This window comes from Halopseudomonas aestusnigri (assembly GCF_002197985.1).
In the GTDB taxonomy this organism is placed as follows: domain Bacteria; phylum Pseudomonadota; class Gammaproteobacteria; order Pseudomonadales; family Pseudomonadaceae; genus Halopseudomonas; species Halopseudomonas aestusnigri.
Genome location: NZ_NBYK01000002.1, coordinates 216,433 through 237,832 on the forward strand (window position 1 = coordinate 216,433; position 21,400 = coordinate 237,832).

Annotated in this window: 23 protein-coding genes; 19 read left to right on the forward strand and 4 right to left on the reverse strand. The window is 58.4% G+C overall.

What is annotated here, in order from left to right:
* The first annotated feature begins 129 nt into the window (after nucleotides 1–129).
* The 4 genes from B7O88_RS05070 (at nucleotide 130) to htpG (ending at nucleotide 4,056) form a co-directional block, all read left to right on the forward strand.
* Nucleotides 130–597: a PaaI family thioesterase gene (locus tag B7O88_RS05070; RefSeq protein ID WP_088274126.1), complete on the forward strand. Its 468-nt coding sequence runs from the start codon at nucleotides 130–132 to the stop codon at nucleotides 595–597.
* 2 nt (nucleotides 598–599) lie between these two features.
* Entirely contained in the window at nucleotides 600–1,040 is a 441-nt protein-coding gene (locus B7O88_RS05075; protein ID WP_172409643.1) for a PaaI family thioesterase, read from the forward strand.
* Nucleotides 1,041–1,068: 28 nt separating this feature from the next.
* Nucleotides 1,069–2,037: an LSm family protein gene (locus B7O88_RS05080; protein ID WP_088274128.1), complete on the forward strand. Its 969-nt coding sequence runs from the start codon at nucleotides 1,069–1,071 to the stop codon at nucleotides 2,035–2,037.
* Between the two features lie 114 nt (nucleotides 2,038–2,151).
* Entirely contained in the window at nucleotides 2,152–4,056 is a 1,905-nt protein-coding gene (gene htpG, locus B7O88_RS05085; RefSeq protein WP_088274129.1) for a molecular chaperone HtpG, read from the forward strand.
* Between the two features lie 101 nt (nucleotides 4,057–4,157).
* Here htpG and B7O88_RS05090 read toward each other — a convergent pair whose 3' ends face one another.
* Nucleotides 4,158–5,588, reverse strand: a complete 1,431-nt coding sequence (locus tag B7O88_RS05090; protein ID WP_088274130.1) for an aldehyde dehydrogenase family protein — start codon at nucleotides 5,586–5,588, stop codon at nucleotides 4,158–4,160.
* Nucleotides 5,589–5,818: 230 nt separating this feature from the next.
* Here B7O88_RS05090 and iscR point away from each other — a divergent pair, with 230 nt between their 5' ends.
* The 10 genes from iscR to B7O88_RS05140 all read left to right on the forward strand — a co-directional run bounded on the left by iscR (nucleotide 5,819) and on the right by B7O88_RS05140 (nucleotide 14,133).
* On the forward strand, nucleotides 5,819–6,301 hold the full coding sequence (gene iscR, locus B7O88_RS05095) for a Fe-S cluster assembly transcriptional regulator IscR (protein ID WP_088274131.1): 483 nt from the start codon (nucleotides 5,819–5,821) through the stop codon (nucleotides 6,299–6,301).
* A 107-nt stretch (nucleotides 6,302–6,408) separates the two neighbouring features.
* The gene (gene sufB, locus B7O88_RS05100) at nucleotides 6,409–7,845 is read left to right on the forward strand and encodes a Fe-S cluster assembly protein SufB (protein WP_088274132.1); all 1,437 of its coding nucleotides are present in this window, start codon (nucleotides 6,409–6,411) and stop codon (nucleotides 7,843–7,845) included.
* Between the two features lie 52 nt (nucleotides 7,846–7,897).
* Entirely contained in the window at nucleotides 7,898–8,647 is a 750-nt protein-coding gene (sufC, locus tag B7O88_RS05105) for a Fe-S cluster assembly ATPase SufC (RefSeq protein WP_088274133.1), read from the forward strand.
* A gap of 3 nt (nucleotides 8,648–8,650) precedes the next feature.
* Nucleotides 8,651–9,958, forward strand: a complete 1,308-nt coding sequence (sufD, locus tag B7O88_RS05110) for a Fe-S cluster assembly protein SufD (RefSeq protein WP_088274134.1) — start codon at nucleotides 8,651–8,653, stop codon at nucleotides 9,956–9,958.
* Entirely contained in the window at nucleotides 9,951–11,192 is a 1,242-nt protein-coding gene (locus B7O88_RS05115) for an aminotransferase class V-fold PLP-dependent enzyme (RefSeq protein ID WP_088274135.1), read from the forward strand. The genes sufD and B7O88_RS05115 overlap by 8 nt, the downstream gene beginning before the upstream one ends.
* Before the next feature lie 11 nt (nucleotides 11,193–11,203).
* On the forward strand, nucleotides 11,204–11,560 hold the full coding sequence (locus B7O88_RS05120) for a HesB/IscA family protein (protein ID WP_088274333.1): 357 nt from the start codon (nucleotides 11,204–11,206) through the stop codon (nucleotides 11,558–11,560).
* Between the two features lie 56 nt (nucleotides 11,561–11,616).
* Nucleotides 11,617–12,150 carry a putative Fe-S cluster assembly protein SufT gene (gene sufT, locus B7O88_RS05125; protein WP_200818408.1) on the forward strand — a complete coding sequence of 178 codons (534 nt, stop codon included), beginning with the start codon at nucleotides 11,617–11,619 and terminating at the stop codon, nucleotides 12,148–12,150.
* Between the two features lie 12 nt (nucleotides 12,151–12,162).
* Nucleotides 12,163–12,576 (forward strand): SufE family protein, encoded by a 414-nt coding sequence (locus tag B7O88_RS05130; RefSeq protein ID WP_088274136.1) that lies wholly within the window; start codon nucleotides 12,163–12,165, stop codon nucleotides 12,574–12,576.
* A gap of 127 nt (nucleotides 12,577–12,703) precedes the next feature.
* On the forward strand, nucleotides 12,704–13,708 hold the full coding sequence (locus tag B7O88_RS05135) for a GGDEF domain-containing protein (protein ID WP_088274137.1): 1,005 nt from the start codon (nucleotides 12,704–12,706) through the stop codon (nucleotides 13,706–13,708).
* 71 nt (nucleotides 13,709–13,779) lie between these two features.
* Nucleotides 13,780–14,133, forward strand: coding sequence for a YkvA family protein (locus tag B7O88_RS05140; RefSeq protein WP_088274138.1), 354 nt, complete (start codon nucleotides 13,780–13,782; stop codon nucleotides 14,131–14,133).
* Nucleotides 14,134–14,137: 4 nt separating this feature from the next.
* Here B7O88_RS05140 and B7O88_RS05145 read toward each other — a convergent pair whose 3' ends face one another.
* A complete protein-coding gene (locus B7O88_RS05145) occupies nucleotides 14,138–14,557 on the reverse strand; it encodes a DUF411 domain-containing protein (RefSeq protein WP_088274139.1) in 420 nt (139 codons plus the stop codon).
* A 270-nt stretch (nucleotides 14,558–14,827) separates the two neighbouring features.
* Between B7O88_RS05145 and B7O88_RS05150 the strand changes: the two genes are divergently transcribed.
* Nucleotides 14,828–15,898, forward strand: coding sequence for an ABC transporter substrate-binding protein (locus B7O88_RS05150; protein ID WP_160003141.1), 1,071 nt, complete (start codon nucleotides 14,828–14,830; stop codon nucleotides 15,896–15,898).
* Here B7O88_RS05150 and B7O88_RS05155 read toward each other — a convergent pair whose 3' ends face one another.
* Both B7O88_RS05155 and ppsR read right to left on the reverse strand, forming a co-directional pair.
* Complete coding sequence (locus tag B7O88_RS05155; RefSeq protein ID WP_088274141.1) at nucleotides 15,899–16,057, reverse strand: YqaE/Pmp3 family membrane protein; 159 nt, start codon at nucleotides 16,055–16,057, stop codon at nucleotides 15,899–15,901. It lies immediately after the preceding gene.
* A 266-nt stretch (nucleotides 16,058–16,323) separates the two neighbouring features.
* Nucleotides 16,324–17,142: a posphoenolpyruvate synthetase regulatory kinase/phosphorylase PpsR gene (gene ppsR, locus B7O88_RS05160; RefSeq protein ID WP_088274142.1), complete on the reverse strand. Its 819-nt coding sequence runs from the start codon at nucleotides 17,140–17,142 to the stop codon at nucleotides 16,324–16,326.
* 157 nt (nucleotides 17,143–17,299) lie between these two features.
* Here ppsR and ppsA point away from each other — a divergent pair, with 157 nt between their 5' ends.
* The 4 genes from ppsA to B7O88_RS05180 all read left to right on the forward strand — a co-directional run bounded on the left by ppsA (nucleotide 17,300) and on the right by B7O88_RS05180 (nucleotide 21,392).
* On the forward strand, nucleotides 17,300–19,669 hold the full coding sequence (gene ppsA / locus B7O88_RS05165; protein ID WP_088274143.1) for a phosphoenolpyruvate synthase: 2,370 nt from the start codon (nucleotides 17,300–17,302) through the stop codon (nucleotides 19,667–19,669).
* 32 nt (nucleotides 19,670–19,701) lie between these two features.
* Nucleotides 19,702–20,190, forward strand: a complete 489-nt coding sequence (rraA, locus tag B7O88_RS05170) for a ribonuclease E activity regulator RraA (protein ID WP_088274144.1) — start codon at nucleotides 19,702–19,704, stop codon at nucleotides 20,188–20,190.
* Nucleotides 20,191–20,299: 109 nt separating this feature from the next.
* Nucleotides 20,300–20,554, forward strand: coding sequence for a hypothetical protein (locus tag B7O88_RS05175; RefSeq protein ID WP_088274145.1), 255 nt, complete (start codon nucleotides 20,300–20,302; stop codon nucleotides 20,552–20,554).
* Between the two features lie 16 nt (nucleotides 20,555–20,570).
* A complete protein-coding gene (locus B7O88_RS05180) occupies nucleotides 20,571–21,392 on the forward strand; it encodes a mechanosensitive ion channel family protein (protein WP_088274146.1) in 822 nt (273 codons plus the stop codon).
* Nucleotides 21,393–21,400: the final 8 nt, after the last annotated feature.

A 21,400-nucleotide genomic window follows, 5' to 3' on the forward strand; every position in this document is an offset into this window, starting at 1 on the left:
GTGGATTCAAGGGGTTAGTGCTGTCGGTGTGCGCCAAAGTTCAATCCGAGACCAACTTATGGAGTCTAGTTCACGTTCTGGGTACTATGCTCGGCTTTATCGAGTATTCATCCCGGGGTCGTATTGTCGATGAGCGAAATAGAACTGCGCGCGCGCCGTTTTCTGTCCGTACTGCGCCACTGCCAGCATTTGCAGATGACGGTGGAGCGGGCTGATGAGGATGGCCTGGTGCTGCGTCTTCCCTACAGTGATCAGATAGTAGGAAACCCGGTAACCGGTGTTATTCACGGCGGTGCCATTACAACGCTCATGGACACCTGCTGCGGTATTTCTACCGTCTGCTACCTGCCGGAATTCGAAATCTGTCCGACCCTGGATCTGCGGATTGACTACATGCATCCGGCGGAACCGGGCAAGCCGATTTTCGGTTTTGCCGAATGCTATCGGGTGACTCCGACGGTCATTTTTACCCGGGGTATTGCCTACCAGGATGACCGCGAACAGCCGATTGCCCATGTTGTTGGTACCTTCATGCGGATGGGCAAGGCCGTCGATCCGGCAGATCTTGGCAAGCGGATCGATCAGGGGGACGCATGAGTTTGAGTGAGCAGCAGGTGCAGCAGATAATTACTCGTTCCCACGAGACCGGTGACTACAGTGCGCTGGTCGAGCTGATTCCCTACGCCCGCATGATCGGCATGCAGGTGACGCGTTTGGGCAACGAAGCGTTCTTCACGCTTCCCCGTCAGGACATTAACATCGGCAACCCGGTTCTTCCCGCGCTTCATGGCGGCGTGATTGCCGGCTTTATGGAGCAGTCTGCAATGCTCCATCTGATGATGTTCATGAACAGTGAAGTGTTTCCTAAAATCATCGATTTTTCGGTGGATTACCTGCGTGCCGGCTTGTACCGTGATACTTATGCGACCTGCCAGGTCTGGCGGCAGGGCAGGCGGGTCGGCAACGTCGCGATTACTGCCTGGCAAACGCACTCCAGTGAACCCATCGCCACGGCGCGGGCGCACTTCAAGCTGGACTAGACACATAATCGGGAGCGATTCGGGCGACATGGAAGCCTTATTGATTCTGGGTGGAGTGGTAGCGCTGGCCGTTTCCTGGGCCTGGCTGGTGTTTGCCAGCCTGGGTCTTGGCCCGGGGCCGCTAATGCTGGCAACCCTGGTGCCGGTGGTGACGCCGCTGGTGCGCGGGCGCGGTTACCCGGTGCTGCCAAGGTTGTTGATGGTGTTGGCCCTTGTGTCGTTCACGGCGGGGGTGGCGCTGCTCTATCGCGATGAGCCCGAGCGCTTCGAGCGATTATTCAGTGGCAACTGGTCTGCTTCTCCGGCCGACATGGTTCTCAGCGGAACGCTGATGGGGCAGCCGTTCTTGCCCGATCAGGTCTACTGGCGGGGTGATCAACTGGTGTTCGCCGAAACGGCCACCGGCAATCGAACGCTGCGCTCGCTGGTTGTGCGTTTTGATCAGGCACCCTCGCTACTGCAGGGAACCGCCATCGACCTGTTGCCTGGTGACGATGGTCCGTGGCCCGAGCTGGTGATCCAATGGTATACCGGCGCGCTCTCTGCGCCGGGCCTTCAGCGGATTTCGTCCGGCTACAGCCTGAGTATCTCGCTTGCGCCGGCCGGGGCAAAACAGGCTGATATGACCGTCCACCTGCACCTTCCTGCGGCCTACGCTACTCGCCTTGGCGGCCATAGTCGGCTTGATGAGCGCCCGGAATGGCTGGGCAAGACCTCCGGCCAGCCGGAGCCGGTCAAGGTCGAGCCTGCTCCGATGCCGATGCAGCCTGTCGGTTGGCAGGAGCTGAGTCTGCAGACACTGCTTGAGAACCCGGCTCGTTTCGTCGGCAGGCCTGCCCGGGTGCTGACGATCGGTGGGCGGGAGTTCGAGGGGGTGCTAAAGGCGGTTACCGATGACCGGCGAATCGTTTTGGCGCTCCCTCAGGGTGCCAATCAGGTCGACTTTCAGTTCCATCCCGAGGATGTCGCACGGATCGAGTCGCGCCCCACGCGTTGACAGGCCCGCTAAACTTTCCGCAGGGCCTTGAAAATAATCGGATTGTCCCCATCTCTTCATGCATCGCCGGACTGGCCGGCTCGCCATGAACAGCATCAATGGAGACACTTCGTTATGACCGTGGACGCTCATAAGGAAACACTCGGCTTCCAGACTGAGGTCAAGCAGCTACTGCACCTCATGATTCATTCGATGTACTCGAACAAGGAAATATTCCTGCGAGAGCTGATTTCCAACGCATCGGATGCCGCAGACAAGTTGCGATTCGAGGCTATTGCCGCTCCCGCGCTGCTCGAGGATCAGCCCGACCTGCGTATTCGTATCAGCGCTGATTCTGCAGCCAATACCCTGACTATTGAAGACAATGGTATCGGTATGTCGCGTCAGGAGGTCATCGATCACTTGGGGACCATCGCCAAGTCGGGTACTGCGGCCTTTATGCAGCAGTTGACCGGTGATCAGAAGAAGGACTCTCAACTGATCGGCCAGTTTGGTGTCGGTTTCTACAGTGCCTTTATCGTCGCTGACAGGGTCGAGGTGTTTACCCGCCGTGCGGGGCTGGCGGCAGAGGAGGGGGTGCATTGGGAGTCGGCCGGTGAAGGCGAGTTCAGCATCGCCACTATCGAAAAGCCCGAGCGCGGCACCCGCATCGTTCTGCACCTGAAGGCAGCCGAAAAGGAATTCGCCGACGGCTTCCGTCTGCGCAATGTGATTACCAAGTATTCCGATCATATTTCCCTGCCGATTGAGCTGCCCAAGCAGCATTTTGGCGACGAAAAGGACGCGCCTGCCGAACTCGAGTGGGAAAGCGTCAACCGCGCCAGCGCGCTCTGGACCCGCCCGCGCACCGAGGTGTCGGATGATGAGTACAAGGCGTTCTACAAGCACGTTGCCCATGACTTCGAAGATCCGCTGAGCTGGAGTCACAACAAGGTCGAGGGCAAGCTGGAGTACACCAGTCTGCTGTATGTGCCGGGTCGTGCGCCGTTCGATCTGTATCAGCGTGAGGCGCCGCGTGGGCTGAAGCTGTACGTGCAGCGGGTGTTTATCATGGATGACGCAGAGCAGTTCCTGCCGCTGTATCTGCGCTTCATCAAGGGTGTGGTCGACTCCAATGACCTGTCGCTGAACGTATCACGCGAAATTCTGCAAAAAGATCCGGCCATCGACAGCATGAAGTCAGCGCTGACCAAGCGCGTGCTCGATATGCTGGAGAAGATGGCGAAGAAGGAGCCTGAGCAGTACGCAACTTTCTGGAAGGCCTTTGGCAGCGTGATGAAGGAAGGCCCGGCTGAGGATTTCGCCAACCGTGAAAAAATCGCCGGCTTGCTGCGCTTTGCCTCAACCACCCAGAACGATGACAGCGAAGTGGTCAGCCTGGATGCCTATATCGAGCGCATGGTAGAGGGGCAGGACAAGATCTACTATCTGACTGGCGAGCGCTATGCACAGGTCAAGAACAGCCCGCACCTGGAGATCTTCCGCAAAAAAGGCATCGAGGTGCTGCTGCTGACTGATCGCATTGACGAGTGGCTGATGAGTCACTTGAACGAGTACAAGGGCAAGCAGTTTGTCGATGTCGCGCGTGGCGACCTTGATCTTGGCAAGCTCGAGGCTGAAGAAGATAAGCAGGAGCAGGAGAAGGCTGCGCAAGAGAAGGCCGATCTGGTCAAGCGTATCCAGGAGGTGCTCAAGGATGACCTGCAAGAGGTGCGCGTGTCCCATCGCCTGACCGACTCGCCGGCAGTGCTGGTGATCAATGAGGACGACATGGGTCTGCAAATGCGGCGCATTCTGGAAGCCACCGGGCAGAAGGCGCCGGACAGCAAGCCGATCCTGGAGATCAACCCTTCGCACCCGCTGCTTGACCGTCTGGACGCCGAGCAGGACGAGGAGCGCTTCGCTGATCTGAGTCGAATTCTGTTTGATCAGGCCGCCCTGGCTGCTGGCGAGTCGCTCAATGATCCGGCGGCCTATGTCCGTCGTCTCAACGCGCTGCTGGTTGAGTTGAGTCGCTAGACTCTGTCACAGCGGGGTGTTTGCGCCCCGCTGTGATGCAGGAAATAAAAAACCCCTCTGCCCACCAGGGCAGAGGGGTTTTTGTTTTCGGCCCGGGAATATCAGGCCTGGTGGTAACCGAAGATCGATTTCACTTCAAGGAAGTCCTCGAAACCGTAATGGCCCCATTCACGGCCGTTACCCGACTCCTTGTAGCCACCGAACGGGGCGCGCGGGTCAAGCTGGGCGCCATTGAGGTGGACCATGCCGGTACGGATGCGGCGGGCAACCTTGCGAGCGCGGTCCAGATCGCCGGAAGACACATAGCCGGACAGACCGTAGCGGGTGTCGTTGGCAATGCGTACTGCATCGTCTTCGTCTTCGTAGCCGATGATCGACAGCACCGGACCGAAGATCTCTTCGCGGGCGATGGTCATTTCGTTGTTTACATGGCTGAAGATGGTCGGCTTGACGTAGTAACCCTTATCCAGGCCTTCCGGACGGCCCGGGCCGCCAGCGATGACCTTGGCACCTTCTTCGATGCCGGCGGTGATCAGGTCCTGAATCTTGGTCCACTGGGCCTTGGATACCACCGGGCCGATAACGGTGTCTTCAGCGTTCGGGTCGCCGGCCTTGACCTTGGCGACAACGGCCTGGGCAATGGCTGCGACCTCATCCATGCGGCTATTGGGCACCAGCATGCGGGTGGGTGCGTTGCAGGACTGGCCACTGTTGTTCATGCAGGACATGACACCGTGGGCGACCATCTTCTCGAAATTGACGTCGTCGAGCAGGATGTTGGCCGACTTGCCGCCCAGCTCCAGCGCGACACGCTTGATGGTTTGTGCGCCGTTGGTCATGACCTGGCGGCCTGCCGCAGTGGAGCCGGTGAAAGACATCATGTCGATATCCGGGTGAGCCGACATGGCCGCGCCGACGGTCGGGCCGTCACCGTTGACCAGGTTGAACACGCCCGCCGGTACGCCGGCTTCGTCCAGGATCTCGGCAAGGACCAGTGCCGACAGAGGCGCAACCTCGGAAGGCTTGAGCACCATGGTGCAGCCGGTAGCCAGCGCCGGTGCGACCTTGCAGGTCAGTTGGTTCATCGGCCAGTTCCAGGGGGTGATCAGGCCGCAGACACCGATCGGCTCCTTGGTTACCAGGGTAGTGCCAATGGTTTCTTCGAACTCGAATTCTTTGAGTGCGGCGAGCGCGGTAACAAAGTGGCCCAGCCCTGAGGGAGCCTGCGCAACCTTGGCCAGCTTGGCCGGCGCGCCCATTTCCTGAGAGATGGCGGTGGCAACATCACCCATGCGCTTCTTGAAAACCTCGGTGACGCGCTCTAGCAGGGCAATGCGCTCTTCGCGAGTAGTCTGGGAGTAGCTTTCAAATGCGGCCTTGGCGGCAGCAACGGCGAGATCCACGTCTTCCTTATTGCCGAGGGCGATAGTGGCAACGGCTTCTTCGGTGGCGGGGTTGATGACGTCCAGGGTTTGAGTGCCTTTGGGCGCAACCCAGTTGCCGTTGATGTAGAACTGCTGGTAATGGCTCATTCTGCATGGCTCCTTGTTATTGGTGTAGTGCATAAACATCGCACCATAGCATTGTCGCTGGCGGCGCTTCAGCAGATTTCTTGTGAAGCAGTGTAAGTGACGCCGTGTTGTCGTCTTTCGATACAGAGCGCATCCCTTTATAATGCGGCGGCTTATACCTGTCGAATACTTGACTGAATTGCTTGGATATTGCATAGTGGCGCGGTGAATTCATCCGCTCGAGAGCGTCTATGCGATTGACCACCAAAGGTCGTTACGCCGTCACAGCCATGCTGGATCTGGCGTTACACCAGGACCAGGGGCCCATCACGCTGGCAGACATTTCCATGCGTCAGGGCGTCTCCATCTCCTACCTTGAACAGCTGTTTGCCAAGTTGCGTCGTGGCAAGCTGGTCGAGAGTGTTCGTGGCCCCGGCGGCGGTTACCGACTGGCGGGTGGGGCTGCAGCCATCAGTGTTGCGCAGATTGTCGAGGCCGTGAACGACTCGATGGATGCCACCCGTTGCCTTGGAAAGGGCGACTGTCAGGACGGCGCAGTGTGCCTGACGCATCATCTCTGGTCCGATCTGAGTGCAAGGCTGCGACAGTTTCTGGACGAGATCAGTCTGGCAGATCTGGTGTCACGCGAAGATATCCAGCGCGTCAGTTCGCGCCAGGATCATTGTGTATCCAAAGTACGCAGCACAGTCAGCGCGCTTGAGCGCATTATCTAAAGAGTCACAGAGCTCTCCATGCACGCAGCGCCCGCGGGCGGATGCGTGCCTGAATCAAGAAGTAGCGGCCTCGCTTCTGGCGCAGGTTGCAAGATTGAGGTGATACCGTGACTGAAGAAGTCGAAAGCCTGATCAGGAAGGACTACGCGGCGGGATTCCACTCGTCCATCGAGTCCGAAACCCTGCCTCCTGGACTGAATGAAGACGTTATCCGGTTCATTTCTGCCAAGAAAGGCGAGCCTGAGTGGCTGCTCGAATGGCGGCTCAAGGCATTCCGCTCCTGGCAGGAGATGGAAGAGCCAACCTGGGCCCATGTGCATTACCCGGAAATCGACTTCCAGGCGGTCTCCTACTATTCCGCGCCCAAGAGCATGGACAGCAAGCCCAAGAGTCTCGATGAAGTAGACCCGGAGCTGCTGGCCACCTACGAAAAGCTGGGTATTCCCCTGCACGAGCAGGAGATGCTGGCGGGTGTTGCCGTTGATGCGGTCTTTGACTCGGTTTCGGTCGTTACCACCTTCCGGGAGAAGCTACTGGAAGCGGGCGTTATTTTCTGCCCGATCAGCGAGGCTGTTCACAAGTACCCGGAGCTGATCAAGCAGTATCTGGGCAGCGTCGTGCCGCAGAAGGACAACTTCTACGCTGCGCTGAACTCTGCCGTATTCTCCGATGGTTCCTTCGTCTACATTCCCAAGGGCGTTCGCTGCCCGATGGAGCTGTCGACCTATTTTCGCATCAACGAGATGAACACCGGGCAGTTCGAGCGTACCCTTATCGTTGCGGATGAGGGTTCCTACGTCAGCTACCTGGAAGGCTGTACCGCGCCGATGCGTGACGAGAACCAGTTGCACGCGGCGGTTGTCGAGCTGGTTGCGCTGGATAATGCGCAGATCAAGTACTCCACCGTTCAGAACTGGTATCCGGGTAACGCAGAAGGCAAGGGCGGGATCTACAACTTCGTGACCAAGCGGGGCGTGGCCCACACTAACGCGAAGATCTCCTGGACTCAGGTTGAAACCGGCTCTGCCGTCACCTGGAAGTACCCCAGCTGCATTCTCAAAGGCGACAATAGCGTTGGCGAGTTCTACTCGGTAGCCCTGACCAACAATTTCCAGCAGGCCGATACCGGTACCAAGATGATCCATCTTGGCAAGAACACCCGCTCGACCATTGTTGCCAAAGGTATTTCTGCCGGTCGCAGCGACAGTGCCTATCGCGGCCTGGTGCGTATCAATCCTGGTGCCGAGGGGGGGCGTAACTACACCCAGTGCGACTCGCTGCTGATTGGTGATCGCTGCGGCGCGCATACCTTCCCGTATATCGAAAGCAAGAACCCGAGCGCCGTTGTGGAGCACGAGGCAACAACCTCAAAGGTCAGCGATGACCAGTTGTTCCTGTGCCAGCAGCGTGGACTGGATGCCGAAAAGGCGGTCTCGATGATCGTCAACGGTTTCTGCCGCGAGGTGTTCAAGGAGCTGCCCATGGAGTTTGCGGTGGAAGCCGGCAAGCTGCTTGAAGTCAGTCTCGAAGGTTCTGTGGGTTGATCGCCTGCTGGCGCAGCTCGAAACGGTTAAAGTAATTTATCAGGCATAAATGATGCTAAATATCAAAGACTTGCACGCGAAAGTTGAAGAGAAGGATATCCTTAAAGGGCTGTCCATCGAGGTCAAACCGGGCGAAGTTCACGCCATCATGGGCCCCAACGGGTCGGGCAAGAGCACCATGGGCAACGTGCTTTCCGGCCGGCCTGGTTACGAAGCCACAGCTGGCAGCGTGACCTTCAAGGGGCACGACCTGCTCGAAATGGAAACCGAAGAGCGTGCACGCGAAGGCCTGTTCCTGGCGTTCCAGTATCCGGTGGAGATCCCCGGCGTCAGCAACATGGAATTTCTCAAGGCGGCTGTTGATGCCAAGCGCAAGCATCAGGGGCTGGACGAAATATCCTCGGTTGACTTCCTCAAGCTGGCGCGCGAAACCTGCAAGCGAGTCAACCTGGACGCCAGCTTCCTGAAGCGCGGTGTGAACGAAGGGTTTTCCGGCGGTGAGAAGAAGCGCAACGAGATCATGCAGATGATGCTGCTGGAACCGGATCTGTGCATTCTCGACGAGACCGACTCCGGTCTGGATATCGATGCCCTGCAGGTGGTTGCCGATGGCGTCAATGCAATGCGTGACGGCAAGCGCAGCTTCCTGGTGGTGACGCACTATCAACGTCTGCTGGATTACATCGTGCCTGATTACGTTCACGTCCTGGCCGGCGGTCGCATCGTCAAATCCGGCGACAAGAGCCTGGCGCTGGAGCTGGAAGCCAAGGGTTACGGTTGGCTCGAAAACGAGGTGGTCTGACCCATGACTGATTTCCAACAGACAGCCTTGGAGCTTGCTGCCGAGCAGCAGACGCCGGTATGGCTCGCAGCACTGCGCGAGCAGGGCGCCAGTACCTGGGCAGCTGCAGCCTGGCCTGGCCGCAAGACCGAACACTGGAAGTACATTTCTCTGGCTCCGCTGCAGCAATGCGAACAGCTTGGTTGGAGCAGTGAGTCTGATGACGTCGCGCTGGACGCCGTCGAGCAGGTCGAGCTGGACGCTATCCGTCTGGTTTTTGTCGACGGTCGCTTCAACGCCGCGCGCTCCAGTGCCTTGCCAGCCGGCGTCGTGCGTTTCGCCGATGCCAATACCGAACAGCAGGCATTGATTCAGCAGCATCTTGGCAAGGTCGTCGACAGCGAGCGTCATCTGTTTGCCGCCCTGAGTAATGCCTGGGCTGCAGATGGCGTGCTGCTGCACGTTGCTCCGGGTCACAAGCTGGAAAAACCGGTCTATATCGTCAACGTCTCCACTGCGCAGGCGAATCCGGTCGCGGCCAGCCAGCGCGTGCTGGTGGTGCTGGAAGAGAACGCCGAGGCGGAGCTGATCGAGCATTACGCTTCCGACAGCGCCAGCCAGAACGGCTTCGTCAACAGTCTCACCGAGGTCGTGGTCGGTAACAATGCGCAGGTGCAGCACTACCGCATCAACCTGGAGCAGGAAGATCTGCTGCACGTTGGCGGTGTTCACGTGAACCTGCAGCGCGATGCCCGCTTCCACGGCTTCACTCTGGCCCAGGGCAGCCGCCTCAAGCGCATTGACTATCAGGTCAACATGCTGGGCGAGGGAGCACATCTGGAGCTGAACGGCGTCTACTTGCCGCGCAACCGCCAGGTGATCGACTATCACACCAACGTTGAGCATTGCGTGCCGCATTGCACCAGCAATGAGGTATTCCGCGGGATTATTGGTGACTCGGCCAAGGCGATATTCAATGGCCGGATTCATATTCATCCGCAGGCGCAGAAAACGCTGGCCGAACTGAGTAACAAGAACCTGCTCACGTCCCGCACGGCCGAGATCAATACCAAGCCCGAGCTGGAAATCTACGCCGACGACGTGCGTTGCGCCCACGGCGCGACCATCAGTCAGCTGGACGAAACCTCGCTTTATTACCTGCAGAGCCGCGGCGTAACCAAGGCAGATGCCATCACCATGCTGAGCTTTGGCTTTATCAATGAGCTGCTAAACCAGGTGCCGGAGCAGGCGGTGCAGGATTATCTGCGTCCGCGTCTGGTGTCGCTGTTCGGCCAGCCAAGCGAGATGGTAGGGCAGATCGGTTATGAATGACCTGAGCAAACCGTTGCCGTTTGACGCCGAGCGCGTGCGTGCCGACTTTCCGATCCTGAATCAGGAGGTCAACGGCCACCCACTGGTGTATCTGGATAACGCCGCGACCACGCAGAAGCCGCGCGCGGTGATTCAGGCGCTGGTCGACTACTACGAGCAGGACAACAGCAACGTTCATCGTGGTGCTCACGCGCTGGCAGATCGGGCGACACAGAAGTTCGAGGCCGCACGGGTCAAGGTTGCCGCGTTTATCAACGCACCCGAGGCGCGCCAGGTTATCTGGACCCGAGGCACCACCGAGAGCATCAATCTGGTGGCGTCCAGTTGGGGGCGGGCCAATTTGCAGGCCGGTGACCGCGTGCTGGTGTCGGCGATGGAGCACCACTCCAATATCGTGCCCTGGCAGCTTATAGCTGCTGAGAAGGGTGCCAGCGTTGAGCCGATTCCGGTGGATGCTGACGGCACTCTGGATATGGCGGCGCTGGAGTCGATGCTGGATGAGCGTGTCAGGCTGGTTGCCTGTGGCCACGTGTCCAACGCCCTCGGCACTGTTAACCCGGTTGCCGATATAGTGCGTCTGGCCCATGCTGCCGGCGCGCTGGTGCTGATTGACGGGGCGCAAGCCGTCAGCCACTGGCCAGTCGATGTGCAGGCGCTGGATTGTGATTTTTACGTTTTCTCCGCGCACAAGCTGTTCGGCCCGACCGGCCTGGGTGTGCTCTACGGCAAGCGTGCGTTGCTCGAAGCCATGCCGCCTTACCAGGGCGGCGGTGAAATGATCGAAACCGTCAGCTTTGCCGGCACTACCTTCAACCAGCTTCCCTACAAGTTTGAAGCGGGTACCCCGGATATTGCCGGCGTGATCGCTTTTGGCGCGGCGATCGACTACCTGAATCAGCTTGATCGTGTTGGCGCCGCTGCCCACGAGCAGGCGCTGCTGACCTATGCCGAAGAGCGTGCACGGGCAACGCCCGGTATTCGCCTGGTTGGTACCTCCGCGCACAAGACCAGCGTCATGAGCTTTCTGCTGGAGGGTGCGCACCCCAATGACGTGGGTATGTTGCTGGATCAGCAGGGTGTTGCGGTGCGAACCGGCAATCATTGCGCGCAGCCGATCATGGAGCAGTTTGGTATTCCGGGTACTGTGCGGGCCAGCTTGGCGTTCTACAACACCAGAGCCGATGTGGACCGGTTGTTCGAGGCGCTGGAAAAAGTACGGCAGTTTCTGATTTAGGAGTGCTGCAGATGAGCGTTGAATCCTTTGATCCCAAACAACAGGCGGTGACCGTTACCCCGGCTGCGCTGGCGCATTTTCGTCGGCAACTGAACGGGCAGCAGGGCAAGGCGGTGCGTCTGAGCGTGAAAAAGAGCGGCTGCACCGGCTTTATGTATGCCATTGATCTGGTGGAGCAGGGGCGCGACAGCGATTTGCACTACCAGCTTGATGATCAGGTCGAGTTGCTGGTCGACAGTGACAGTATCCAGGTGCTGTCGGGCACCGAGATTGATCTGGTGCGCGAGGGCATCAACCAACAGATCAAGTTCATCAATCCGAACGTTAAGGACGAGTGTGGCTGTGGCGAAAGCTTCAGCGTGAACTGATCTCGCTCCTGTCTACCGCGCGCCCGGTTGGGCGCGTTTATTTTTGAGGAAACCCGATGGAACGTCGCATGGTGGTAGCCCGGGCCGATTGCCCGGCACGCCGAGTTCCCGATGGAACACCCCTGACCATCCCGAAAGACACCTTCGTGACCATTACCCAGGCGCTGGGCGGCAATTACACAGTGACCTACAACGGTCAGATGGTCCGGGTCGATGGTACTGATGCCGAGGCGCTGGGGCTTGAACCCGAGCTGCTGTCGTTCCCCGAGCCGACTGACGACCAGATCCGCGAGGAGCAGGTCTGGGAGGCCCTTAAAACCGTTTACGACCCGGAGATTCCGGTTGATCTGGTCAATCTCGGCCTGATCTACAACGTTGCTATTGACCAGTCCGAGCACAAGGTGACCATTCAGATGACCCTGACTGCCCCCGGCTGCGGTATGGGGCCGGTGCTGGTTGGCGATGTCGAATACAGGGTAAAGCGGGTGCCCAATGTCGAGCACGTCAAGGTCGACCTGGTGTTCGATCCGCCGTGGCAACGGCACATGATGAGCGAAGAGGCACAGCTCGAAACCGGCATGTTTTTCTGAGGACGGCAGCACATGAGTCGATTTGGTACGGAAATCACCAGTGAAGATATCGTTGATACTCTGTCGTTCTTCGATAGCTGGGAAGACCGCTACAGGTACATTATTGATCTGGGCAAGGAATTGCCGGAGCTTGATGCAAGCCAGCGAACCGATGAAAACCTGGTGCGCGGCTGCCAGAGTCAGGTCTGGCTGGTCGGTCACCGCGATGGCGACAAGCTGTATTTCGATGCCGATAGTGATGCCTTTATCGTCAAGGGGCTGCTTGCTGTTGTTCTGGCGGCCTACAATGGCAAGCGGGCAGACGAGATCAGAGCATTCGATATCGAGGATTACTTCTCACGGCTCAACCTGCTCAAGCACCTGAGCGTCACTCGTGGTAACGGCCTGCGTGCCATGGTGCAGCGTATTCAGGCTGCGGCGGCCTAACGGCTGCCGCATTTGATTTCGCAGCAGTTGTACTGAACAGTGGTTGCAGTTATGGTCACATTTTGACTTTCTGAGCGCGCTGTCTGGTGCGCCAGCAAACAACAATAACAACGCAAGAGCATTCTGAATGAGCGCCTTCTGGTCCAGACTGAAGGATGACTTTCAGCTGTCGATCATTACGCTGGTCGGGAGTCTCGCCGTGCTGGGCGTGACACCTTATGCGGTGTATCGGCTTGGCCAGCGCAACTGGCTGGTCGGCTTTACCGACAGTTTCCTCGTGGTGGGCACTGTGCTCGCCGTATGCTATGCCTGGCGTACCGGCAATACCGTTCGTCCTGGGCAGTTTCTCGCCGCAATCTACTCCATCGGAGCCTTTCTGGTCAGCATCAAGCTGGGTACCAACGGCCTGTTCTGGATGTATGTGCTAATCCTGTTCAATTTCTTTGTGGTACCGCCGCGTCAGAGTGTAATGGTGACGCAGGTAACCCTGCTTGCGGTTTGTCTGTATGGCTGGCTGAATCCGCAAGAGGTATTTGCCAGCCATTACCAGATGGGTTCATTTATCGTCACCTATGAACTTTCCAGTATATTTGCGTTTGTATTCGCTTATCGTGGTCGCGCCCAGCGGCGTGAGCTTTCGCAGCTTGCGACTGAGGATCCGTTGACCGGCATCGGCAACCGGCGAACCATGAACAAGGAGCTGGATATCGCTGTTGCCGACAGCAGACGATACGACATACGTTTTGGCCTGCTGGTGCTCGATCTTGATCATTTCAAGCAGATAAACGACCAGTTTGGACATGCTGTCGGCGATGACGTGCTGGTGCGTTTTGTGAATCTGGTCGACGCGGCCTGCCGGCCATCTGATCGTCTGTTCAGGCTGGGTGGTGAGGAGTTTGTATTGCTGGTTCCCAATGTTGCCCGTGAGGGCCTTAATGGCGTTGCTACCAAGATTCAGCAGTGCGTCCGCGAGGTTTTGAGGCGGCCGGACGGGCGGGCTGTGACTGTTTCCATCGGCGGTTGCATGCTCAATGGTCACACGGAGCGCGAGTCCTGGCTGCACGAGGCAGATGCATGTCTTTATGCCGCAAAGGACGCAGGGCGTGACCAGATCGTGATCGCAGCGCCTTGAGTATCGCCCGGTTGCAGTGCTCCTCCTGTCTCTCTACTATCGACTGACATGCTCTGTCTGGAGGTATCTCCATGAGAACGACGTATTCTGATGGCGCCTTTTGGCGCAAGCTCGGATCCCATGCCCGGCTGGCCGGGCGTGAGGTCGTCGAAAAGGCGCTGTGCCTCTATTACGCGGCGCGCCGTCCTGAAACACCAGCCTGGGCCAAGGCGGTCATTGTCAGTTGTCTGGCGTACTTTATCGCCCCTCTGGATGCGATTCCTGATTTCACCCCGTTGCTGGGCTTTACCGACGATCTGGGTATGTTTGCCAGCGCATTGGCAATGGTTGCGATGTATATAGACGGTGACGTCAGGACGGCAGCGCGTCGACGGGCCGACAGCTGGTTCGGCCCTTTTATCGAAGAGGTCGACGAGGCGCGCTAGCTGCCTAGTGCTGGCTATATACCCGTTGGCGGCCGTCAGCCTCGACGGCAATGACCTGGTAGGCCTGGTGGCGCTCGCCCATTTCCATTCCGGGCGAGCCGATCGGCATGCCCGGTACGGCAAGGCCCTTTATGGTGCTGCCCTCTTCAAGTGCCAGAATGTCGCTGGCCGGCACATGCCCTTCAATGAAGAAGCCCTTGTAAATCGCCGTATGGCACGAGCGCAGGGCCGGATCGACTCCCAGGCTCTGTTTCATCGCAACGACCTCAGAGGTGACGTGGTCGTTGACCTCAAGGCCATTTTCCTCAAGATGTTCGATCCAGGCGTGGCAGCAGCCGCATGAGGGATCGCGGTATACATCGATATCGGCAGCCTGAGACAGGCTGCTCACCAGCAGCAGACCGCCAGCGATCAGGTTTTTCATTCTCTTGCTCTCCTCGGATATCCGACTTCCGGCGCTGCATCAGGCCGGGCGCTCTGTTACCATGCGCGCCGTCAGGTTCAGACCGCAGAGACTAGCGGGTTAGTCGGCGAGTGTCATCCGCAAGCCTTGGTCAAGCAGGTATATGGTCGTTGCATGATGTTTCTTTTTTTTCCTGATGTCTTTCGTTGTCAGCGCTCTCCAAGGCGAATCCGTCTGGTGGGGGCGCTGTACCTGCTCCTTGTCTGCCTGTTCGCACCTCCCGCTTCGGCAATGCATGTAGTGTTTATCAGTCCGGGCAAATCCAATGAGCCATTCTGGATGGATGCGATCGAAGGTCTGCAGCACGCGGCAACGAGTCTGGGGGTTGAGCTGGAGGTTCTGCACGCCGAACGCGACCACCTGGCCCAGCTCAGTTTGGCCAGGGATGTGTCGCGTCGGCCTTCAGGCCAGCGCCCGGACTACCTGCTGGTGTCGGCGGAAAAGCAGGTCCTGCCGGGGCAGTTGCAGATTGCCGAGCAAGCGGGCATCCGGGTATTTGCTGCGTATAACGGTGTATTGGAGAGCGAGCGTGAAATGCTTGGCTATCCCCGCGATCGGCTGAAACACTGGCTAGGCAGCCTGGTGCCTGATGCAGAAGAGGCCGGCTACCTCAGTGCCAGATCATTGATCCTGCAGGGGTTGCAGCAGTTTCCGGCGAGCAGGTCGCAGCGGTTGGAGATGGTTGCCATATCGGGTGACAGGTCGACCGACAGCTCTCGCCGCCGTACTCGCGGAATGCACAGAGCGGTCGCCGAGTTTACCGAGGTTCGCTTGCGTCAGAATGTCTACGGTGAATGGCGGCGGGACAATGCCCGTTATCAGACCCCCATTTTGCTTGAGCGCTATCCGCAAACGCGGCTGGTATGGACCGGTAATGATCTTATGGCCTACGGCGCTATTGAAGGCGCGCGCAGTCTCGGTCGTACGGTCGGGCGTGACCTTGTGGTGTCGACTGTCAACATGACTGAGCAGGCAACCCGAGCATTGCTTGATGGCGAGGTGCAGGTCGTGGTCGGCGGCCATCATCTTGCCGCAGCCTGGGCGCTGGTAGTGTTGTATGACTACGAAAATGGTGTGGATTTTGCCGACAGCGAAGGCCTGGAGATGGAAAAGAGCATGTTTGCTCTGTTCGATCGGTCAATGGCTGAGGATTATCTGGGCTATCTTGCGGCCGGTCGGCCTGCGGTGAATTACCGCCGGTTCAGCAAGGTGCTCAATCCGGCAGTCAAGAGCTATGACTTCTCGATTCGCGGCTGGCTGGCAGCCGCGAACGAGGCCGTGCTTGATTCTGGCGGACGCTAATCAGCGTTTGGCGATAATCCAGACTGCGTGAACGATGCCGGGAATGTAGCCGAGCAGGGTGAGCAGGATGTTGAGCCAAAAGGCGCCACCGAAACCCACCTGTAAAAACACGCCCAGCGGTGGCAGCAAAATGGCGATCAGTACGCGAATCAGGTCCATGTGTTGGTTCCTTGTGTCCGGAAGTTTCATGCATTGTGACCCGCAGTACCATTGATCGTTCAGTTGCTGCTGATATCCAAATGCTTCCCGGTAAGGTCTGTCGCACCTGAATGCCCTGAAATGAGGGGGGGAGTTGCCGTCTCTGGCTGGCGATCCGGCTGGGCAGCTGGCAGAGCTTGGCCCTTGCGTTCGGTAGTAACAGAAAAGGCTATCCGGTGCCCGCGATAGCCTTCTTTTAATCTAGTTAAATCAATAGATTGGAAGCCCTACTTAAGGCGGCGCTCAATGCCCATCTGCATCAGGATCTTCGCTGAAATCTCTTCTACCGAGTAGTGCGTTGAGTTGAGGAAGGGAATGTTCTCCTTGCGGAACAGGTTCTCCACTTCCCGTACTTCAAATTCGCACTGCGGGTAGCTGGAATAGCGGCTGTTGGGGCGGCGTTCGTTGCGGATGCTGGCCAGGCGGTCTGGGTCGATGGTCAGTCCGAACAGCTTGCTCTTGTTCTGCTTGAGCGCCTTGGGCAGCTGCAGGCGCTCCATGTCGTCCTCAGTCAGGGGGTAGTTGGCGGCGCGAATACCGTATTGCAACGCCATGTACAGACAGCTTGGCGTCTTGCCGCAGCGGGAGACGCCAACCAGGATGATATCGGCCTGGGCGTAGTGGTGAGTGCGCGCACCATCGTCGTTGTCCATGGCGAAGTGCACCGCGTCAATACGGTCTTTGTAATGGCTGTTGTGCTGGATCGAGTGGGTCTTGCCTACCGAGTAGGACGAGCCGTCACCCAGTTCCTGTTCCAATGGCGCCAGGAAGGTCGAGAAAATATCGATCATGTAGCCATTGGATTTGGCCAGCTCCTGGCGAATCTCGCTGTTGACCACGGTATCGAAAATGATCGGCCGCGCTGCATCTTTCTCGGCAGCAGCATTGATTTGTTGTACCATGTCACGCGCTTTTTCCACGGTATCGACGTAAGGGCGCAGCAGCTTGGTGAACTGGATGTTCTCGAACTGTGCCAGCAGGCTTTGACCAAGCGTCTCGGCGGTGATGCCGGTACCATCAGAAATGAAAAAAGCGGTGCGTTTCATTCACGAAGCCTTAAGATGTCGTGTCTCGGTTACCGGGTAGCCCGCATATATGTCGGAGCAGCCCCCAAAGATCGGCATTGTGGCGCATTTGCAGCGGGCAGACCAGTATGCTCCCGCCGCCGCACAGACTTATTAATAGATTGACGGAGAGATCACCTTGTTAGAGTACGTAGTGTCCTTCGAGCAGCTGGGTGTCAATGACGTCGAGCGCGTTGGCGGCAAGAACGCCTCCCTTGGCGAAATGATCAGCAATCTGGCCAACGCCGGCGTAACGGTTCCCGGTGGCTTTGCAACCACTGCAGATGCGTATCGGGAGTTTCTCGAGCAAAGTGGTCTCAATGATCGCATTCACGCTGCACTGGACAAGCTCGACGTCGATGACGTTAACGCTCTGGCCGAAACCGGTGCGCAGATTCGTCAGTGGGTTATGGACGCCGACTTCCCGCCGGCGCTGGACAAGGCAATTCGCGAAGCCTTTGCCAAACTGTCCGACGGTAACCCCAATCTGGCCGTTGCCGTGCGCTCCTCCGCTACGGCGGAAGACTTGCCTGATGCCTCTTTCGCCGGTCAGCAGGAAACCTTCCTGAACATTCGTGGTGTGGATAACGTGATTCACGCCGCCAAGGAAGTGTTTGCGTCGCTGTTCAACGATCGCGCCATCGCCTACCGCGTACACCAGGGCTTCGACCACAAACTGGTTGCCCTGTCAGCGGGTGTGCAGCGCATGGTGCGCTCCGAAACCGGCACTGCCGGTGTGATGTTTACCCTGGATACCGAATCCGGTTTCCGTGACGTCGTGTTTATCACCGGCGCATACGGTCTGGGCGAAACCGTGGTGCAGGGTGCGGTGAACCCTGACGAGTTCTATGTGCACAAGCCCACTCTGGCTGCTGGTCGCCCGTCGATTCTGCGTCGCAATCTGGGCAGCAAAGCGATCAAGATGGTCTACGGCGACGAAGCCAAGGCCGGTCGGTCGGTCAAGACTGTCGACGTTGATCTGGCTGAGCGCAGCCGCTTCTGTCTGTCCGAGGAAGAAGTGGTGAATCTGGCCAAGCAGGCCGTCATTATCGAGCAGCACTACGGTCGTCCGATGGACATCGAGTGGGCCAAAGACGGCGACGACGGCAAGCTCTATATCGTTCAGGCCCGTCCAGAAACCGTTAAAAGCCGCAGCAGCGCCAACGTCATGGAGCGTTACCTGCTGAAAGAGAAGGGCACTGTGCTGGTTGAAGGTCGTGCCATCGGTCAGCGCATTGGTGCCGGCCGCGTGCGCATCGTCAATGACGTTGCCGAGATGGACAAAGTCCAGCCGGGTGACGTTCTGGTCTCCGATATGACCGACCCGGACTGGGAGCCGATCATGAAGCGCGCCAGCGCGATCGTCACCAACCGTGGTGGTCGTACCTGCCACGCGGCGATTATTGCTCGCGAACTGGGTATTCCGGCTGTTGTCGGTTGCGGCAATGCGACCACTGAGCTGAAGGACGGTCAGGAAGTGACTGTTTCCTGCGCCGAGGGCGATACCGGTCTGATCTACGCGGGCCAGCTGTCCTTTGACATCAAGACCAACAGCGTTGATGCGATGCCGCCGCTGCCGTTCAAGATCATGATGAACGTCGGCAACCCCGACCGCGCCTTCGACTTTGCCAACCTGCCCAACGAGGGCGTGGGACTGGCGCGCCTGGAATTCATCATCAACCGCATGATCGGCGTTCACCCCAAGGCACTGTTGAACTTCGACAGCCTGCCGGTTGACGTCAAGGACAGCGTGCAGAAGCGTGTTGCCGGTTACGGCTCGCCGGTCGATTTCTACGTCGACAAGCTGGTTGAAGGCATCAGCACGCTGGCTGCGGCGTTCTGGCCGAAGAAGGTCATCGTGCGCATGTCGGACTTCAAGTCCAACGAATATGCCAACCTGATCGGCGGCAAGCTGTACGAGCCGGAAGAAGAAAACCCGATGCTGGGCTTCCGTGGTGCCTCGCGTTACATCAGTGACTCCTTCCGTGACTGCTTCGAGCTGGAATGTCGCGCGATGAAGCGTGTTCGCGACGAAATGGGGCTGACCAATGTCGAGATCATGATTCCGTTCGTGCGCACCGTTGGCGAAGCCAAGCAGGTTGTTGAGCTGCTGGGTGAAAACGGCTTGAAGCGCGGTGAAAACGGTCTGCGCCTGATCATGATGTGTGAGCTGCCTGCCAACGCGCTGCTGGCCGAGGAGTTCCTGGAGCACTTCGACGGCTTTTCGATCGGGTCCAACGACCTGACTCAGCTCACTCTGGGGCTGGACCGTGACTCGGGCATCATTGCGCATCTGTTCGATGAGCGTAATGCTGCGGTCAAAAAGCTGCTGAGCTACGCCATCTCCGCCTGCCGTACTGCCAACAAGTACATCGGTATTTGTGGTCAGGGCCCGTCCGATCATCCGGATCTCGCGCGCTGGCTGATGGAGCAGGGTATCGAGAGCGTGTCTCTGAACCCGGATTCGGTGATGGACACCTGGTTCTTCCTTGCCGAGAATGACAAGTAAGCATCAGTACCTTCAAGTTCAAGGAGAATGCCATGCAGCACTATGTAACGCCGGATCTGTGTGATGCCTATCCCGATGTGGCCGTGGTCGAGCCGATGTTCAGCAACTTCGGCGGCCACGATTCCTTCGGTGGTCAGATCGTCACCGTGAAGTGTCACGAGGACAACTCGATTGTCAAGGAGCAGGTCGATCAGGACGGCACCGGCAAGGTGATGGTGGTTGATGGTGGCGGTTCCATGCGCCGCGCCCTGCTGGGTGACATGCTGGCCGAGAAAGCGGCCAAGAACGGCTGGGAAGGCATCATCGTATACGGCTGTGTGCGTGACGTTGACGTACTGGCGCAAACGCCGCTTGGAATCCAGGCGCTGGCCAGTCACCCAATGAAGACCGACAAGCGTGGTATCGGCGATCTGAACGTCGTCGTCACCTTTGCTGGCGTGACCTTCCGCCCGGGTGAGTTCGTCTACGCCGATAACAACGGCATCATTGTCTCGCCTGTCGCGTTGATCATGCCCGAGTAACGTCGGCCCTGGTGGTATCGGGCAAGGGGGAGGGTGGCAACACCTCCCCCTTGTTGCATCTGGGGGCCGTATTTCCGTCACGGCTTCATCCATGCAGGAGAACAGAGTCATGTCCAACGACGATTCGCTTGAAAGCCAGCTGCGCGCAATGATGCGCGACGAAGGCGCCGGCGATGCCGAACGCTCCGATGATCAGCGACTGGATCGGGTTCTGCACCGGGCGCACATTCACGGCGCGGTATTCGACCTGCTTGGACTGGTAGCCCGCTGGGGCTGGGTGCTGACCGAGGGGGGCGCGCGTGGTGTGCGTAACCTCAAGCCCAGTCGTCGCCAAGCTGACAACTCAACCCCTTCCGACCTGTAGTCAAGAGAGCTTAGCCATGGAATTCGATGTCTGGAGTCAAAGCTTCGTTGCGGCCATGACCACGCTGTGGAGCAAGGTTGCCTCGTTTATTCCCGATCTGATTGCGGCGCTGATTATCGTGCTGCTTGGCCTTGTCGTGGCCAAGGTTGTCGACGCGGTGTTGAGCAAAGGACTGGCCAAGGTCGGTCTGGATCGACTGATGAGCGGCACCGGTGTAAACAAGATGCTGGCCCGGGTTGGCATCAACAGCTCGGTGTCCGCGCTTACCGGCAAGATAGCCTATTGGTTCATTCTGCTGACCTTTGTTGTGTCGGCATCGGAGTCGCTCGGTCTTGCGCGGGTGTCTTCTACGTTGGACGCCATCACGCTTTATCTGCCCAAGGTTGTCGGTGCGGCGCTCATTCTGCTTGGTGGTCTGTTGCTCTCCCATCTGGTAAACGGCGTTGTGCGCGGCACGGCCGAAAGCATGGGCATGGAGTATGCGTCCGGGCTTGGTCGCTTTGTTCAAGGGCTGCTGGTCATCATCACAGTGTCACTGGCGATCGGTCAGTTGCAGATCGAAACCGCGCTTCTGAATCTGGTGATCGCTATCGTGCTGGTCTGTTTCGGCGGTGCCGCTGCTCTGGCACTCGGGCTGGGCAGTCGCCAGGTGGTCGGTCAGATCATTGCGGGTATCTACGTGCGTGAACTCTATCAGCCGGGTGATCGGATCAAGGTGGCCGGCGTCGAGGGTGTGGTGGAGGAAATAGGCACCGTCAAGACGCAGATTCTCAGTGACGATGGCGAGCTTGTTTCCCTGGCCAATCGCTTGCTGATTGATGAGCCGGTGCGGCGCTGAGCGCCGCT